Genomic DNA, 17233 nt, shown 5'->3' with positions numbered 1-17233 from the left:
CGGCGCACCCTACCTGAAATAGTGGAGCAAACATTATGAGTACAGTAGAAGTCAAAGTCCCGGATATCGGCGATTTCAAAGAAGTTGAAGTGATTGAGTTGATGGTAAAAGTCGGCGATACGATCAAAGTTGATCAGTCATTGATCACTGTGGAATCCGATAAGGCGAGTATGGAAATTCCATCAAGCCACGCGGGTGTCGTGAAAGAAATTAAAGTCAAAGTGGGCGATAAAGTTGCTTTGGGTTCCTTGGTCGTGATTGTTGAAGCCGATAGCGCTGCTGCAGCGTCCGCTCCACTTGCAGCCGCACCAGCTCCTGCGGCGGCTCCGGCTTCAGTGCCTGCTGCAGCCCCAGCCCCTGTTGTTGCTCCGGTTCCAGCAGTTGCGGCGCCAGCGATTGCAGGCGTTGCCACGGCAGCTGCAGGCAAAGCACACGCTTCACCGTCCATTCGCAAATTCGCACGTGAGCTCGGTGTCGATTTGAGTAAAGTACCAGGCACCGCACCTAAAGGTCGCATCACTCAACAAGACGTACAAAATTACGTGAAGGGTGTGGTGGCGGGCGCTGCCAATGCACCAGTTGCTGCAGCCAACACCAACGGTAGTGGCTCAGGTATGAATCTCTTGCCGTGGCCTTCATTGGATTTCAGTAAGTTCGGCACAACTGAATTATTGCCATTGTCCCGCATCAAAAAACTCAGCGGTCCGAATTTGCATCGTAACTGGGTGATGATTCCACACGTCACGCAATTTGACGAAGCGGATATCACAGGTCTCGAAGATTTCCGTAAATCATCGAACGATGCCTTGGCGAAATCTGGTGTGAAATTGACGATGTTGGCATTCGTGATCAAAGCTAGCGTAGCCGCTTTGAAGAAGTTCAAAGCTTTTAATGCGTCTCTGGATGCGACAGGCGAAAACCTGATTTTGAAGCAATATTACAACATCGGTTTCGCGGCAGATACGCCGAATGGTTTGGTGGTGCCGGTCATCAAAAACGCCGATCAAAAAACCTTGTCACAAATCGCTACAGAAATGGGCGAGTTATCCGCCCAGGCTCGTGACGGCAAATTGAAACCTGCCGACATGCAAGGTGCGACCTTCACGATTTCTTCTCTGGGCGGCATTGGCGGTACTGCTTTTACACCGATCATCAATGCACCTGAAGTCGCCATTCTCGGTCTGTCTAAATCTTCAATGAAGCCAGTGTGGGACGGTAAACAATTCGTACCGCGTTTGATGTTGCCTTTGTCCTTGTCCTATGATCACCGCGTGATTGATGGCGCGATGGCGGCAAAATTCACTGCATATCTGGCGGATGTTCTCGCTGATTTGCGTAAGACGATGCTTTAAGAAAAGCGTAGGGTGGGCACGGTTTTGTGCCCACGCGTAGGGTAAATTTTGACGAAAAGCGGTGGGCAAATGCCCACCCTACGAAGAATAAAATCGGAGCAAATACTATGAGTGCTATTGAAGTCAAAGTCCCGGATATCGGTGATTTCAAAGAGGTTGAAATTATTGAAGTCATGGTCAAAGTCGGTGATACGATTAAGGTCGATCAATCTTTGATCACAGTTGAGTCAGACAAAGCCAGTATGGAGATCCCATCCAGTCACGCTGGCGTCGTGAAAGAAATCAAAGTAAAAGTCGGTGATAAAGTTGCAGAAGGTAGTTTAGTCGTCGTGCTCGAAGGTGCAGCAAGTTCTGCTGCCGTTACAACATCTGCCCCTGCTGCACCAGCGGCTGCTGCGCCTGCGCCATCGGCTCCAGCAGCACCGGTCGTCAGCGCACCAGCCGTGGTTGGTATCGTTGAAGTGAAAGTGCCAGACATTGGCGATTTCAAAGAAGTTGAAGTCATCGAATTAATGGTCAAAGTCGGCGACACCGTCAAAGTTGATCAATCTTTGATCACAGTCGAATCGGACAAAGCCAGCATGGAAATTCCATCCAGCCACGCTGGTGTGGTGAAAGAAATTAAAGTTAAAGTCGGCGATAAAGTTGCCGAAGGTAGTTTGTTAGTCTTGGTCGAAGGTGTTGGCGCAACGGCTAGTGTTGTAGCGGCTCCTGCGGCTCCAGCACAGACTGCACCAGCAACACCAACGATTGCAGCACCAGCTGCATCCGGATACAGCGGTGCGATCGATGTGGAATGCGACATGATGGTTTTGGGCGCGGGTCCTGGCGGTTACTCCGCTGCTTTCCGTGCTGCAGATCTTGGCATGAATGTGGTTTTGGTCGAGCGCTATGCGACTTTAGGCGGTGTCTGTCTGAATGTCGGCTGTATCCCATCCAAAGCTTTGTTGCATGTCGCTGCAGTGATTGATGAGACAGCGAGCATGTCTGGTCATGGCGTCACTTTTGCAAAACCACAAATCGATCTCGACGCTTTACGTGCGCACAAAGATGGCGTCGTGAAGAAGATGACGACAGGCTTAACCGGCATGGCGAAAGCACGTAAAGTCAATGTGTTGCAAGGTCTCGGTCAATTCCTTAGCCCTTACCATTTAGAAGTGACGGCAAGCGATGGAAGCAAGAAAGTTGTACAGTTCAAACAAGCGGTTATTGCGGCCGGCTCTAGCGTCGTGAAATTGCCATTCGTACCGGAAGATCCACGTATTGTCGACAGCACTGGTGCATTGGAATTGCGTCAAATTCCAAAGCGCATGTTAGTCATCGGTGGTGGCATCATTGGTTTGGAAATGGCAACCGTGTATTCAACACTCGGTGCGCGCATTGATGTGGTTGAAATGATGGATGGTTTGATGCAGGGCGCTGATCGCGACATGGTCAAAGTCTGGCAGAAGCATAATGAGAAACGCTTCGATAACATCATGACCAAGACCAAGACAGTCGGTGTTGAAGCACTTCCAGAAGGTATCAAAGTGACTTTCGAAGCGGCGGAAGCAGGCGCCACAGCTCCAGCGGCGCAAATCTATGATTTGGTCTTGGTGGCTGTTGGACGTAGCCCTAACGGCAAAAAAATCGCTGCAGACAAAGCGGGCGTGATCGTGACTGATCGCGGTTTCATCAATGTTGATAAGCAAATGCGCACCAACGTACCGCATATTTTTGCCATTGGTGATTTGGTTGGTCAGCCTATGCTAGCACACAAAGCTGTACATGAAGCCCATGTGGCTGCAGAAGCCGCGGCGGGTCATAAAGCTTATTTTGACGCGACCGTGATTCCATCTGTTGCTTACACCGATCCAGAAGTCGCTTGGGTAGGCGTAACCGAAGATGAGGCGAAAGCCAAAGGCTTAGCAATCGAGAAGGGTGTGTTCCCATGGGCGGCTTCAGGACGCGCTGTGGCGAATGGTCGCGCAGAAGGATTCACTAAGTTAATCTTTGATGCTGAGAACAAGCGAATTATCGGTGGTGGCATTGTCGGAACACATGCCGGTGACATGATTGGTGAATTGGCAGTCGCAATCGAAATGGGTGCGGACGCTGTTGATATCGGTAAAACAATACATCCACATCCGACTTTGGGTGAGTCTATGGGAATGGCTGCTGAGGTGTACAAAGGTGTGTGTACAGACTTGCCACCTCAACGAAAAAAATAGTCTGCACCAATAGAGTTACATGGGCACGCTATCGAAATTAAACTGAAAGCTATGTTTTAGTGCTCATGATTTTAGGGCTCATGCATTGGTAGAGAATCCCTGATACTTCTTTTGGTATCAGGGTTTTTTTTAGACAAAATGTAAATGGCGATTGTACAATTCCGCTTCATTTAGAAATTGAATATCAGTACAAGTGATAATTCTTTATGCAAATAAGATGAGTAGGAATGCTCACTGTGTTTGCTAGACTGAACAATGTGAATAGGGCGCGATCATGATCAAACATTTTTATACCTTGGCGAATTATGGTTACCAAAAGCAGTTGGTGAAATATGCTGGGAAGATTTACGAACTTGATGTTTTTAATAAAGATCCACATTTGGCGAATGCGATTTCTGAAGCCGTGTTTTTAAACCAAGGTGTTGTTGATGAGCGCGCAGTCAGAGCATCTGCTGGATTGACGATGATGGCGGCAATTTGGGTATTTTGTCTTGCTTTCTTCTATGGGTTATTTCTGCCAATTACCTTATTTGCGACGTATTCTTTTTTTGATTTTGTGTTGAGAGTCTTTGTTGGCGTGCAGTATTCCCCAACGATGTTGATCTCTGCGTGGATTAGTCAGCGCGTTTTGAATATGCAACCTGAATGGGTTTCCGCGATGCCAAAACGTTTCGCATGGACGATCGGGGTGATACTGTCTGGTGTTGTCGCCTTCCTATTTTGGACTGGTAGGAATGGGCTGAATACGCAATTAATTTGTGCCGTATGCGTATTGTTTACTTGGATGGAGTCAGCGTTTTCTTATTGTGCGGGCTGCCATATCTACAAACTGTTTAACTTAAAGTCGGAAGCTTGTAATGGCGCGAGCTGCGAATTGGTTGGTGACTAGACACCAAGTTCCCGTCGAATTTTTGGTTGTTTTTAGCAAGCGTTGTTTGCTATGTTGCTTAAATCAAGTTAAGGATTCAAAACAATCCAATCCGCCGTCTCTGTATTGATAAATCCGCATTCACGCAATGCTTTGGCAAAGCTGCCATCATCAATGTAGCGTTTAAGTTCAGGAAAAATTGCTTCAGCGAGCAGGTTCGAATGGGCGCACTTTCCACAAGCAAAATGACGTGAACCATGCAGCGCGATGCGCAAACCTGGCACGGGAACCAACTGGCAATCATCTAGTTCAATTGCCATCTCATGATGGGTCGCAAACGGTGCAAGGAGGGCGTCGACTTCGCCGCTGCTAACCATGTACAGCATTTGTCGCCATGTTTTGACATCGACGCAATGACTAATTCCTAGTTCTGTCAATGTATTCCAATCTGCGCTCCAATCACGATTTGATACCAAACGCAGCTGTCTAAAGTCGTCTAGCGATTTGCAGCGTAAAGCGATTTGATTGTGCGGATCCGTATAAATGCCCACCACCGATTGACCATCGGCGATCATCGCATCTGACATGCTAATTTCTTCGGCATAAGCAAGCAAGTCGGATTGCCAGCACGTGGTAGCAAGGGCAGCGATGCTCGATGTGCGTAATTGCTCCAGACCATTAGCATAGCTATCAACCGCAACTAACTCATAGGGATGGCTTGTCAAAGTGGTGTTGAATGCCCGAATAAAAAAAGCCAGTTCAACGACGTCGCGGCGGCTATGTTCTCCCGAAAAATCTGATACTTGTTCAAGTTTGCGATCGCCTAAGAAGGATTGGTAGTCTTCCAGAACGTCTTTGGGCACTCCCAATTTGAATACGTATGGATTATCTTTGGGGGCAATTAAAGGCAGCAATAAACGAATGCTGGTACCTTCACCCGGTAAAGATTCAATGTCAATTTTTCCACCGAAAATTTGCGTTACCACGGTATGGGCTAAATGCATGCCAAGCCCGCTACCGCCTTTACCTAATTTGGTGGTGAAGAAGGGTTCAAAAACACGACGAAGTACACTCGCGGGAATGCCATTGCCGTCATCACTGAACTTGATCTCGACCATGTCATTGTCCAACGCTCTTGCGCTCAATAGCATGTGGCCTTGGGGAATATTCTCGAAGGCATGCAATAAAGAGTTGTTGATGAAGTTGATAAAAATCTGACTTAAAGGGCCTGGGAAGGCATCCATTATTAGCTCTGGTGGAATATCGATAGCTAGCACATGGGATGTCTGGCGAATGCGCGGATTCATTGCCAATTGGGTTTCTTCAACTACATCAAGTAGTCGAAATTGCCGCCTCTGCTCAGAATGTTGATCTGCTGATAGTTGCTTAAAACTGCTGATTAAAGTCGCGGCGCGTTCCAGATTTTCTTGCAGCATCACTGTGCCTTGATTCGCATCTGCAAAAAAATCTCGGAGTGCTTTGCGAGTCAGTTGTGATTCACTGATGGTTTCCAATTCTCTCACTTTATCGGAGAGTGTACTGCTCACTAGCAGCGCATTCCCGATTGGCGTGTTGAGTTCGTGCGCAACACCGGAAACGAGTGCGCCAAGTGCTGCGTTCTTTTCATTCTCGACTAATTCGTAGCGGGTTCCTTCTAGGTTTTGGAGGGTGTCGATTAATCTAGAATTACTTGCCGCTAAGGCACGGGTGCGTTCCTCTACCTTTGACTCTAATTCTTCATTATTTTTCTCCAAGGCTTTTTTAAGGCGATCTGATTCCCGCAATTCTTGTTTGGACTCACGCCATTCCCACGCCAGATAGGCGAGAATAATCGCCAGCCAGAAAAAAATGAGTCCAAGCCGGAAGTTTTCAGTCGAAATCCACAATCCAACAAATTCTGCCGACTCAACTGTAATGCTATGTTTGCCTGGCGTGACGTTGCCTCCTGTGGTGAAACTGATGGCGAGCACACGATCTAATTGCGGACCAAGATGCTCTATGCTGGTCGGGTTTTCTTGGGTCCACCATGAAGCGACCATGAATTGACTGAGCTGAAATTCGACTGCCGCGGCATTTTTTTGCGGGTCGTACACGATTTCATGTGGTTTCAAAGTCGCGGCAGAGTCGGCGACGGAATAGGCAGGATTGAAATTCCTTAAAAACACTCTTACTGGATTGTCTTTCTCCGGTCCCTCGCTGTGAAGCTTTAAGCGTAAGCTATCAAATTGATTCAGATTGATGCCAGTGACATCATTACCCAACTCGATTGCGAGTTCGCAAAATGGCCATTGATATCCCGGGATGATGTCGCAATCAAGGCGCACATTGTTAGTCGTCTTGGAGAGACGCGCGATGCTCTTGCCGCCTTGGCGACGATCATCAATCACCGATACATTTGAGCTGGAATGCAGATCAATGGTGAGATAACGTTTCATCCAATGTTCATTGGCATACAGCGCCAATAAGCTGAGTAAGACCAAGCCTAAGGTGAGGCGCTGTAGTAGCTGGCGTTTAGAATGATTGTGGATCAGCGGATTCACGATAGATGAGCATGGGCGGCTGCTAACGGGGTTGATTCTACTCGTATTTTTGCTGGTTTTTGTTGGAAAATATCCAGTCTTAAAAAAGAACTTGTCGAATGCATGATCCGCGGGGATACTAGTACATATTTTTTAAATATATCAATGTTTGCGTGCGACTTTTCAATTCTTTTACAACCGACAGGATGGAAATGAAACTTATCTACCTTTTTCCCGCGACTTTATTATTAAGTGGTTGCAATATGCAAAGCCGTGATTTGAGTTTGGGATTATTGAGTACCTTTGCTGTCCTTGCGCTGTTCTTTATATTGACCTGGGCGAAGCGCCTGTATGCAATGCGACGAGCTGGTGTTGAATGGCATTGGCCAAGACCAGTTGAAATTCTGATCGGCGCTATTACGGATTTTTTTGATACCTTGGGTATTGGTTCTTTTGCGCCCAGTACTGCTTTTTTTCGAATTGGCAAACTGGTTCCTGATGAGTTAATCCCGGGTACCTTAAATGTTGGTCACACCCTAGGGACGATTACCCAAGCTTTGATCTTTATTCAGATTGTTGATGTGGCGCCAGCAACCTTACTGCCGATGATCTTGGCGGCAGGATCAGGCGCTTGGTTAGGTACTTCGGTTGTTGGTAGGCTACCGCGGGTTCAGATTCGTCTCGGAATGGGGATCGCTCTCTTGGTCGCGGCCTTGATTATGCTCTGTTCCTTGCTAGGCTTATTGCCTGCGGGCTTGGATGCTTTGCAACTGACTGGCTGGAAGTGGTGGGTTGGCGTGGCTGGTAACTTTATTTTGGGTCTGTTAATGCCGTTGGGAATTGGACTCTACGCACCTTGCATGATCTTAGTGAGTTTGCTTGGTATGAGCCCTTTGGCGGCCTTTCCTATCATGATGGGATCGTGTGCATTTTTGATGCCGATTAGTAGTTTGGGTTTTATCCGCAATCAAAAATATCTACCATCAGCTGCACTCGGTTTGGCGATTGGTGGGGTGCCAGCGGTTTTGTTAGCTGCTTATATTGTGAAGTCACTGCCACTCGATTATGTGCGCTGGATTGTGGTGCTCGTCGTTATGCTTGTGGCATTTACCATGTTAAATGCCGCGCGACTTGAGAGAGCGAGAGATCACATGAATTGAGTCCCTAAGACTTTTCAATAATGTGCCCTCTATCACTAAGTCAAACAATCGTTTGATTTATATGCTAGGATGCGCAACATGAAAAAAAGCACATCGAAGACAATAGACTCGACAACAGTGAGCGAAAAGGCGAAGCACAGTGGTGCGATTCCTAAAAAGCCGACTGCGGAAAAAGTTCAACGCATCGACGGTCAAGAAGCCCGGGAACGCTTGCTCACTTGTGCCTTAAAGTTATTCGCCGAAAAAGGTTTTGCTTCCACGTCCACACGTGAGATTGCATTAGCGGCACAAGTAAATATTTCCGCCATTAGTTACTACTTTGGTGATAAAGCAAATTTGTACCGCACTGTTTTTAATGATCCCCGCTGCAATCCAACTATTCATCCCAGCCAATTTTTGCAAGCCGACTTGAGTCTGCGTGGCGGGATCGAACTTCTGATACAAACCTTTGTCGACAGCTTCAAACATGGTGAGCTTGCGCAAAACTGTATGAAACTTCATATCCGCGAAATGCTAGAACCGACAGGGCTGTGGATGGAAGAAATCGATCATCAAATTAAGCCCGCCCATAAAGCGCTGGTCAAATTTCTCGCTAAACATTTAGATGTGAAACGCGAAGATGATGATTTACATCGACTAGCCTTCGCACTCTCAGGTTTAGCACTGACCTTGATGGTGAGCAGTGACGTGATTTTTGCTGTGCGTCCATCTTTGATTACCAAAGAAAAAGCCATCGATGACTACGCTTCACGTTTGGTTGAATACGCCCTGTGCATGTGTGAGCAAGAGCGACAGCGTCGACTCAGTGCATCCACGTAAAGATTGATAAATTAAATTGATGAAAGAGGTTACGATGAAAACGATATCAATACCATTACCGTTGTTAGTACTAGTCTTTATGTCGGTAATCGCACCAGCAAAGGCGCAGAACGCTGCTAGTGCCAACGCCAAGGCGGTCAGTGCCAGTGCAAAGCCCTCGTTGACAGTGACGGCGACACAGGTTGGCCAAGCGCAAATGGCGACCAAACTAACCGCAAACGGTAGCCTAGCCGCTTGGCAGGAAGCCATCATTGGCTCCGAGTCCAGCGGCTTGCGAATTGCGGAGGTTTTAGTCAATGTCGGTGATGTAGTCAATCGAGGACAGGTCTTGGCACGTTTTGCCAGCGAGGCAGTTAATGCCGATGTGGCGCAGGCAAAAGCCGCATTGCTTGAAGCAGAAGCGACCGCGGTTGAGGCTGTCACGAACGCCGACCGAGCCCGCGGACTGCAAGCAAGTGGTGCGATTAGCAAACAACAGATTGGCCAATATCTAACCGCAGAACAAACTGCGAAAGCCCGAGTTGCTGCAGCTAAAGCGAGCCTCGATGTGCAGCAAATTCGTTTGAAATACACGCAAGTTCTGGCACCTGACGCAGGCATTATCTCTGCACGTACCGCGACGGTGGGAGCGGTCGTTGGTAATGGTGCTGAACTATTTCGACTGATACGTCAAGGACGTCTGGAGTGGCGCGCTGAAGTCACTTCCGCAGACTTGAGTAAAATCGCTAGCGGCATGTCCGTCACCGTGATTGCGCCCAATGGGGAACAGGCGCAGGCTAAAGTTCGCATGGTTGCACCGACCGTTGATGTCAATAATCGCATTGGTTTGGTGTATGTCGATCTCTTGCCAGCCAAAGACAAAAAACTCAGTAACGCATTTAAACCAGGTATGTTCGCCCGAGGCGAGTTTATGCTCGGAAGCTCTGCTGCGATGACGATTCCCCAACAAGCCGTAGTGGTGCGTGATGGCTTTAGCTATGTGTTCAAACTCAATCCTGATCAGCGTGTGACCCAGGTTAAAGTGCAAACAGGGCGTCGTATGCAAGTCAATGGTGCAGAACAAATTGAGATCCTCGGCGGCATTAACGCGGGTACGCAAATCGCTGCAAGTGGGGTCGGCTTTTTGAATGATGGTGATCTGGTGAAATTGGTGGCCGCACCCATCACACCAACTGCCAATCCAGTTCCTGCGACAAAGAAATAGAGGCGGACTATGAATTTTTCCACGCTCTCGATCAAAAATCCCATCCCAGCAATCATGTTGTTTGCCTTGCTGAGTCTGGCAGGGATTTTGTCTTTCCGTAGCACCATTGTGCAGGATTTTCCTGATATTGAACTACCTTTGGTGACGGTCAATGCCAGTTTGCCTGGTGCCGCTCCCGCCCAGTTAGAAACGGAAGTTGCACGCAAGATTGAAGATGCCGTAGCTAGTTTGCAAGGTGTAAAAAATGTCTACACCAAAGTCTTAGATGGCAATGTTTCCGTCACAGTTGAGTTCATCCTCGAAAAGGTTTTGTCCGATGCCGTGAATGAAGTCCGTGACGCCGTGGCAACCGTGCGGGCGGATTTGCCGAGCGAAATGCGCGATCCGACGGTGACAAAAATGTCGACCGCCGGACGTGTCATTTTGACTTACACCATCGAAGCGGCACCGCCAGCAAAAGACAATCCCAGCGTCGCTGGCGATAACACCACGCCCGACGAACAAGACTTGAGCTGGTTCGTCGATAACACTGTATCTAAACGTTTGCGCAGTGTGCCGGGTGTGGGTGCCGTTAAACGTATGGGCGGGGTTAATCGTGAAGTGCGAGTGGAATTGGACGCCAACAAAATGGCGGCCTTGAATGTCTCTGCAGTGGATGTTTCGCGACGTCTAAAAATTGTGCAAAAAGAAGCGCCTGGCGGGCGCGGTGACGTCAGTGGTGCAGAGCAAGCTGTGCGTACGATCGCCACGGTCAAAACGGCCGAAGAATTGGCAAACATGGATATCCCTTTGCCGGATGGACGTCATATTCGTTTGGATCAAGTGGCCCAAGTGTTAGACACTGTGAGTGAACCACGTTCTCGCGCTACTTATAATGGGAAATCGGTGGTCGGATTTGAAATCTTCCGCACCAAGGGCGCATCGGAGGTGGATGTTGCCAAGGGGACTCGAACGGCCATCACTGAGCTGCAAAGAAATAATCCCAAGTATTTATTCAAACATGCAATTGATAACGCCCAACCCGTAGAGGAAAACTTCAATGGCTCGATGGAGCTCCTCTACGAAGGTGCTTTGCTGGCGATTTTGGTGGTGTGGTGGTTCTTGCGCGATTGGCGTTCGACCTTAGTGGCGGCAGCGGCTTTACCTTTGTCTGTGATTCCAACATTTTTAGGATTACAGTATTTCGGCTATACCTTAAATACCGTGACACTCTTGTCCCTGGCGTTAGTAGTCGGTGTTTTGGTCGATGATGCCATTGTCGAAATCGAGAATATTGCGCGCCATTTACAGATGGGCAAAACACCGATGGAGGCGGCGACTGAAGCCGCTGATGAAATCGGGATGGCGGTCATTGCCACCACCTTTGCCTTAGTCGCCGTATTTTTACCGACGGCATTTATGGGCGGTGTACCTGGACTCTTCTTTAAACAATTTGGTTGGACGGCCGTGATTGCGATTCTCGCTTCGTTGGTGGTGGCACGTTTGCTCACGCCGATGATGGCCGCTTATATTTTGAAAGCACCAAAGAAAGATGCAGCCGGCAATATTCACGATAAACCTGACGGTTGGATGATGCAGCGTTATATGGCGACTATGCAATGGTGTTTGCGCCATCGCCTGATCACGATCATTTCTGCTGCGGCCTTTTTTATGGCATCGATAGGATTGGTCGGTTTGTTACCGACAGGTTTTGTGCCTCCATCAGATCGCGCGCAAACGCAGGTGAACATTGAACTTCCACCTGGAAGCACCCTAGCAGAAACCAGCACAATTGCCGAACAAGCACGTCTCGCCATCATGTCGGTGAAAGGAATCACTGGCGTATTTAGCTCTATCGGTGGCGGTTCTAGTGGCGATGCTTTTGCACCTGGAGCGGCTGCAGAAGCGCGGCGTGCGGTATTGACCGTGACAGCTGTGCACAGAAATGACAGAAAAGAAGCGATGACAGATTTGGATAATGTGATTCGCAGCAAAATGAATGACATTTCTGGTGCAAAGTTCTCAGTCGGCCCACTTGATACTGGCGTGAAATTACAGCTGGTATTAAAGAGCGAAGACCCAGTTGCGCTGTTAGAAACAGCACGTCAAGTCGAACGTGAATTGCGTAGCCTGAAAGGGATCGGTAATGTCAGCTCCAGTGCGTCATTAGTCCGTCCAGAAATTATCGTCAAACCAGATTTGGCCAAAGCCGCAGACCTTGGTGTTACCGCTGAAAGTATCGGTGAAACGGTGCGTGTAGCAACGGCTGGCGATTACGATATGGCACTATCGAAAATGAATTTGGCGCAACGTCAGGTACCGATTCGAGTAAAACTGCCGGATGAGGTCAGGGCCGATTTAACAGCCATTGAGCGATTAACCGTTCCGGGGCGTCATGGTCCAGTGATGATCGGTAGTGTCGCAACGGTCTCCATGGATTCGGGCCCAGCCCAAATTGATCGACTTAATCGCAGCCGTAACGTGACTCTCGACGTGGAGTTAGGTGGGCGTCAATTGGGCGAAGTTAACGAAGAGGCGCGCGCATTACCGACTATGAAAAATCTGCCACCATCGGTCAGTATTGCCGAGTTGGGGGATGCCCAAGAAATGGCTGCCTTGTTCGCCAGTTTTGGTATTGCTATGTTGATCGGTGTCTTGTGTATCTACGGTGTCTTGGTTTTGTTATTTAAAGATTTCTTGCAACCCGTTACGATTCTCGCCGCATTACCGCTCAGTATTGGTGGTGCCTTTGTCGCCTTGCTGATTACCGGACGTGCGCTGTCAATGCCGTCGATGATCGGTTTGATTATGCTGATGGGGATCGTCACCAAAAATTCGATCTTGCTGGTTGATTACGCGATTATTGCGCGTAGTGCTGGCATGGATCGATTTGCCGCCTTAGTCGATGCCTGCCACAAACGTAGCCGTCCGATCATCATGACCACCATTGCCATGGGTGCTGGCATGATGCCGCTAGCATTAGGCTGGGGCGCTGATCCTAGTTTCCGCTCGCCAATGGCCATTGCCGTGATTGGTGGATTGATTACCTCGACGCTATTGAGTTTGTTAGTTGTGCCAGCGGTGTTTACCTACGTTGATGATTTTGAACATTGGATTAAACGTCTGCTTGGGAAAGGGAAGCATCGTTGAGGTTTTGGATGAATGTATTTGCCTTTAAGTGTTGAATTCAGTTTGGTGTTCTGTGTCTACGGATAGGAATCTCCAACAGTCTTTTGACATCATGAATGAAGGATGAAAGCGAAACAACAGCACAGTATGTCATTCCTGCGCAGGCAGGAATCTAGCGTCGTTCGTTGTCTGAGCAAAGTCGCTGGGCTCCTGCCTACGCAGGAGCGACCCTAATTGTTTTTACTGTTTATTCGACTCGTGTGCCTTGAAGACCGCTTGATCCTTATAGAGAAGCGTCTTCTGACCTCATGAAAAAAGGCGAAACGAGAAGCAACAGCACAGCTTGTCATTCCTGCGAAGGCAGGAATCTAGTGCCGTTCGTTGCCTAAGCAAAGTCGCTGGACTCCAGCCTACGCAGGAGCGATGCTAATCCGCCTTCGCTGGAATGACTCACTATCGAAATTTAGGCTTTCCAAAATTTTGAATTTATCAGCAATAAAAAAGCCTCGTTACCGAAGTAACGAGGCTTTCTCTTTTGTGTGTGTAGTGTGTATTACATTTACTGCTTGTGCGAACAAATTGCATGATGCATTGAACAGACTTTCTGCTCAATGCATGCGGGCAAAATTACATCATGCCGCCCATACCACCCATGCCGCCCATACCACCCATGTCGTGACCACCAGCAGCTGGTTTGTCTTCTGGTAATTCTGCAACCAATGCATCAGTTGTCAAAATCAAGCCAGCAACAGATGCTGCGTTTTGCAATGCAGAGCGTGTTACTTTAGCTGGATCGAGAATACCCATTTCGATCATGTCGCCGTAGGTATCGTTTGCTGCATTGAAGCCGTAGTTGCCAGTGCCGTTGACAACAGCATTGATCACTACACTTGCTTCGCCACCAGCATTCGCAACGATTTCACGCAATGGTGCTTCGATTGCTTTCAAGACTAATTTGATACCTGCGTCTTGATCTGGGTTGTCGCCTTTGATCACGCCAGCTGCTGCACGTGCGCGGAGCAATGCAACGCCACCGCCAGGAACAACGCCTTCTTCAACCGCTGCACGTGTTGCGTGCAATGCGTCTTCAACGCGTGCTTTTTTCTCTTTCATTTCAACTTCAGTAGCAGCACCAACTTTGATCACTGCAACACCGCCAGCCAACTTGGCAACGCGTTCTTGCAATTTTTCTTTATCGTAGTCAGATGTTGCTTCTTCGATTTGTGCGCGGATTTGCTTTACGCGGCTTTCGATACCAACAGCTGGACCTGCACCGTCGATGATGATGGTGTTTTCTTTGCTGATTTCGATACGCTTAGCTTGACCCAATTGATCCAAAGTTGCCTTTTCCAAAGTCAAACCAACTTCTTCTGCAATCACTTGGCCGCCAGTCAAAATCGCGATATCTTCCAACATCGCTTTACGACGATCACCAAAACCTGGCGCTTTAACAGCTGCTGTTTTCAAGATGCCACGGATGTTGTTCACAACCAAAGTTGCCAATGCTTCGCCATCGACGTCTTCTGCGATGATCAACAATGGACGGCCAGATTTTGCAACTTGTTCCAATACCGGGAGCAGATCACGGATGTTAGATACTTTTTTGTCGTACAACAAAACAAATGGGTTATCCAAAATCACAGCTTGTTTTTCTGGATTGTTGATGAAGTATGGTGACAAGTAGCCACGGTCAAATTGCATACCTTCGACGATATCCAATTCGTTTTCCAATGACTTACCATCTTCAACAGTGATCACGCCTTCTTTGCCGACTTTGTCCATTGCTTTAGCAATGATGTCGCCGATGTTTTGATCGGAGTTTGCAGAGATAGAACCAACTTGAGCGATTTCTTTGTTTGTTGTTGTTGGGCGAGCGATGTTTTTTACTTCCGCTACCAACGCTACAACTGCTTTGTCGATACCGCGCTTCAAATCCGTTGGATTGAAACCAGCAGCAACATATTTAAAGCCTTCGCGAACGATAGCTTGTGCCAATACAGTCGCTGTCGTTGTACCGTCACCAGCGTTGTCAGAAGTGCGGGAAGCCACTTCTTTAACCAACTGTGCGCCCATGTTTTCGAGGCGATCTTTGAGTTCGATTTCTTTAGCGACAGACACACCGTCTTTAGTCACTGTAGGCGCGCCGTATGAACGCTCCAAAACTACGTTACGACCTTTAGGGCCCAAAGTTACTTTAACTGCGTTGGCCAAAACGTTAACACCGTTAACGATTTTTGCACGTGCGTCATCGCCAAATACTACTTGCTTAGCTGCCATATTAATTCTCCGAATTGTGATAAGTGGTAAGAGGTATGTTCAATTACTTCTGAACAATCGCGAAAACGTCTTCTTCGCGCATTACCAAGACTTCATTGCCGTCAACTTTGACAGCTTGACCAGAATATTTGCCGAACAACACGCGGTCGCCGACTTTAACTTCTAAAGCGCGCACTGTGCCGTTTTCCAATACTTTGCCGTTACCGACAGCCAGTACTTCACCTTGATCTGGTTTCTCTGCTGCTGCGTCAGGCAAAACGATACCGGATGCTGTTTTTGTTTCTTGATCCAAACGTTTAACGATAATGCGATCGTGCAGGGGACGAAGATTCATACTAACTCCTAAAAAAATTACAAAAGTAAAATTACCAAAGTAAACAAGATTGCAAAAATGTGAGCTTAATTGTTTTGCGCTCAATGCTATCAAGCCCATTATATGGGTGCTGCACAAGCCATTTTCAAGCCCTCAATTCCACACGGGAATATGTTGCCAAAAGAAAATGCTGATTTGATTGTTAGCACTCTCTTTCGCTGAGTGCTAATTATATGGGCGGGGTAGGGCTTTTTCAAGGAAGAAAGTTGAAAATAGCGGTTTTATTTTAAAAATCAGGGGCTTAGCTGAGATGTTCGGTGTTTTTTGAAGCTCGAATGTTTCTTTATTTGAATGTATTTGTCTTGGGATTGAAGCACAAAAGCACTATTTGTCGAGACTGTCGAGCGGACTGCGCACTCCGCCAGCGATTTTTAAAACATGGGTGTAAATCATCGTTGTACTGACATCTGCATGCCCTAATAAGTCTTGAACAGTACGAATATCGCAACCTGATTGTAGAAGATGAGTTGCAAAGCAATGGCGCAAAGTATGTGGGCTAGCAGGTTTATGAATTCCTGATTGCTTGAGAGCCGCCGTAAATGCCCGTCGAAATGTTTGTGGAAAAAGGTGGTGCCGTCGAATGATACCGCTGCGCGGATCGGTCGAAAAAACATGCTGCGGAAACACCCAAAACCAAGCCAAGCTATGCCCAGCTCGCGGATATTTTATATCCAAGGCAAACGGCATTTCCACACCACTCATTTGTTGTTCGGTGTCTGATTGCCAGCGCAGTTTGCAGCGAGCGACTTGCGCCATTAAATCGACACGGAGACTTTCAGGTAGCATGACCACACGATCTTTGGCACCTTTTCCCTCACGAATGATGATGGCTGATCGGTCAAATTCGATATCCTTTATTCGTAGTCGGGCGGCTTCCATAATTCGCATACCTGTGCCATATAAAAGTTTAGCAAAGAGTGCGTGTTCCGCATTGATCACTTCTAAATTGCGCAATACAGACTGCACTTCCAATGCTGTTAATACGGTCGGTAGTCTTTGTTCGGTTTTTGGGCGACCAATTTGCTGCATCCAAGGTAGATCGATCTGAAGTACTTCTTTGTATAAAAATAATATTGCACTCAAGGCTTGCTTATGGGTCGCTGCAGAGACATGCCGAACCGAGACTAGCATAGTCAAAAAAGCTTCAATTTCCGGTGATCCCATTTCTAGTGGATGACGCATCCCAGACCAACGAATGTAGAAGCGACACCAATATAGGTAGACCTTTTCAGTCGATAAACTGTAATGCTTGTACCGCAAACGATCACGCATCTGATCAAGCAATTTTGGTTTTGGTGGATTGATGTTTTTGTCCATTTGGTTGTAACTGTATATTTAATCAG

Annotated in this window: 11 protein-coding genes; 7 read left to right on the top strand and 4 right to left on the bottom strand. The window is 47.7% G+C overall.

The window, feature by feature from the left end; genetic code table 11:
* Positions 1 to 35 precede the first annotated feature (35 nt).
* The 3 genes from aceF to H8K52_RS16115 all read left to right on the top strand — a co-directional run bounded on the left by aceF (position 36) and on the right by H8K52_RS16115 (position 4451).
* The gene (gene aceF, locus H8K52_RS16125; protein WP_186923937.1) at positions 36 to 1352 is read left to right on the top strand and encodes a dihydrolipoyllysine-residue acetyltransferase; all 1317 of its coding nucleotides are present in this window, start codon (positions 36 to 38) and stop codon (positions 1350 to 1352) included.
* Positions 1353 to 1459: 107 nt separating this feature from the next.
* Entirely contained in the window at positions 1460 to 3562 is a 2103-nt protein-coding gene (gene lpdA, locus H8K52_RS16120) for a dihydrolipoyl dehydrogenase (protein WP_186923936.1), read from the top strand.
* A gap of 274 nt (positions 3563 to 3836) precedes the next feature.
* On the top strand, positions 3837 to 4451 hold the full coding sequence (locus H8K52_RS16115) for a DUF4395 domain-containing protein (RefSeq protein WP_186923935.1): 615 nt from the start codon (positions 3837 to 3839) through the stop codon (positions 4449 to 4451).
* 68 nt (positions 4452 to 4519) lie between these two features.
* On the opposite strand, the gene H8K52_RS16110 is transcribed toward H8K52_RS16115, so the two are convergent.
* On the bottom strand, positions 4520 to 6970 hold the full coding sequence (locus H8K52_RS16110) for an ATP-binding protein (protein ID WP_186923934.1): 2451 nt from the start codon (positions 6968 to 6970) through the stop codon (positions 4520 to 4522).
* A gap of 191 nt (positions 6971 to 7161) precedes the next feature.
* On the opposite strand from H8K52_RS16110, the gene H8K52_RS16105 reads away from it, so the two are divergent.
* The 4 genes from H8K52_RS16105 (at position 7162) to H8K52_RS16090 (ending at position 13261) form a co-directional block, all read left to right on the top strand.
* Positions 7162 to 8109 (top strand): sulfite exporter TauE/SafE family protein, encoded by a 948-nt coding sequence (locus H8K52_RS16105; RefSeq protein ID WP_222613806.1) that lies wholly within the window; start codon positions 7162 to 7164, stop codon positions 8107 to 8109.
* Between the two features lie 78 nt (positions 8110 to 8187).
* Positions 8188 to 8928 (top strand): TetR/AcrR family transcriptional regulator, encoded by a 741-nt coding sequence (locus H8K52_RS16100; RefSeq protein WP_186923933.1) that lies wholly within the window; start codon positions 8188 to 8190, stop codon positions 8926 to 8928.
* Between the two features lie 34 nt (positions 8929 to 8962).
* Complete coding sequence (locus H8K52_RS16095; RefSeq protein WP_246464611.1) at positions 8963 to 10132, top strand: efflux RND transporter periplasmic adaptor subunit; 1170 nt, start codon at positions 8963 to 8965, stop codon at positions 10130 to 10132.
* Between the two features lie 9 nt (positions 10133 to 10141).
* The gene (locus H8K52_RS16090; RefSeq protein ID WP_186923931.1) at positions 10142 to 13261 is read left to right on the top strand and encodes an efflux RND transporter permease subunit; all 3120 of its coding nucleotides are present in this window, start codon (positions 10142 to 10144) and stop codon (positions 13259 to 13261) included.
* A 606-nt stretch (positions 13262 to 13867) separates the two neighbouring features.
* On the opposite strand, the gene groL is transcribed toward H8K52_RS16090, so the two are convergent.
* The 3 genes from groL to H8K52_RS16075 form a co-directional block, all read right to left on the bottom strand.
* The gene (groL, locus tag H8K52_RS16085; protein WP_186923930.1) at positions 13868 to 15517 is read right to left on the bottom strand and encodes a chaperonin GroEL; all 1650 of its coding nucleotides are present in this window, start codon (positions 15515 to 15517) and stop codon (positions 13868 to 13870) included.
* A gap of 43 nt (positions 15518 to 15560) precedes the next feature.
* Positions 15561 to 15851 (bottom strand): co-chaperone GroES, encoded by a 291-nt coding sequence (gene groES / locus H8K52_RS16080; protein WP_186889009.1) that lies wholly within the window; start codon positions 15849 to 15851, stop codon positions 15561 to 15563.
* A 363-nt stretch (positions 15852 to 16214) separates the two neighbouring features.
* Complete coding sequence (locus tag H8K52_RS16075) at positions 16215 to 17207, bottom strand: integron integrase (protein ID WP_186923929.1); 993 nt, start codon at positions 17205 to 17207, stop codon at positions 16215 to 16217.
* Positions 17208 to 17233 lie beyond the last annotated feature (26 nt).

Source organism: Affinundibacterium seohonense (assembly GCF_014284305.1).
In the GTDB taxonomy this organism is placed as follows: Bacteria; Pseudomonadota; Gammaproteobacteria; order Burkholderiales; family Burkholderiaceae_D; genus Undibacterium; species Undibacterium seohonense.
The sequence above is the reverse complement of the archived record's forward strand: the minus strand, read 5'-3'. Positions and strand labels throughout refer to the sequence as shown.

Coding starts and splice junctions, on each gene's coding strand:
- aceF (WP_186923937.1), top strand. CDS start 36: ATGAGTACAGTAGAAGTCAAAGTCCCGGATATCGGCGATTTCAAAGAA.
- lpdA (WP_186923936.1), top strand. CDS start 1,460: ATGAGTGCTATTGAAGTCAAAGTCCCGGATATCGGTGATTTCAAAGAG.
- H8K52_RS16115 (WP_186923935.1), top strand. CDS start 3,837: ATGATCAAACATTTTTATACCTTGGCGAATTATGGTTACCAAAAGCAG.
- H8K52_RS16105 (WP_222613806.1), top strand. CDS start 7,162: ATGAAACTTATCTACCTTTTTCCCGCGACTTTATTATTAAGTGGTTGC.
- H8K52_RS16100 (WP_186923933.1), top strand. CDS start 8,188: ATGAAAAAAAGCACATCGAAGACAATAGACTCGACAACAGTGAGCGAA.
- H8K52_RS16095 (WP_246464611.1), top strand. CDS start 8,963: ATGAAAACGATATCAATACCATTACCGTTGTTAGTACTAGTCTTTATG.
- H8K52_RS16090 (WP_186923931.1), top strand. CDS start 10,142: ATGAATTTTTCCACGCTCTCGATCAAAAATCCCATCCCAGCAATCATG.
- groL (WP_186923930.1), bottom strand. CDS start 15,517: ATGGCAGCTAAGCAAGTAGTATTTGGCGATGACGCACGTGCAAAAATC.
- groES (WP_186889009.1), bottom strand. CDS start 15,851: ATGAATCTTCGTCCCCTGCACGATCGCATTATCGTTAAACGTTTGGAT.
- H8K52_RS16075 (WP_186923929.1), bottom strand. CDS start 17,207: ATGGACAAAAACATCAATCCACCAAAACCAAAATTGCTTGATCAGATG.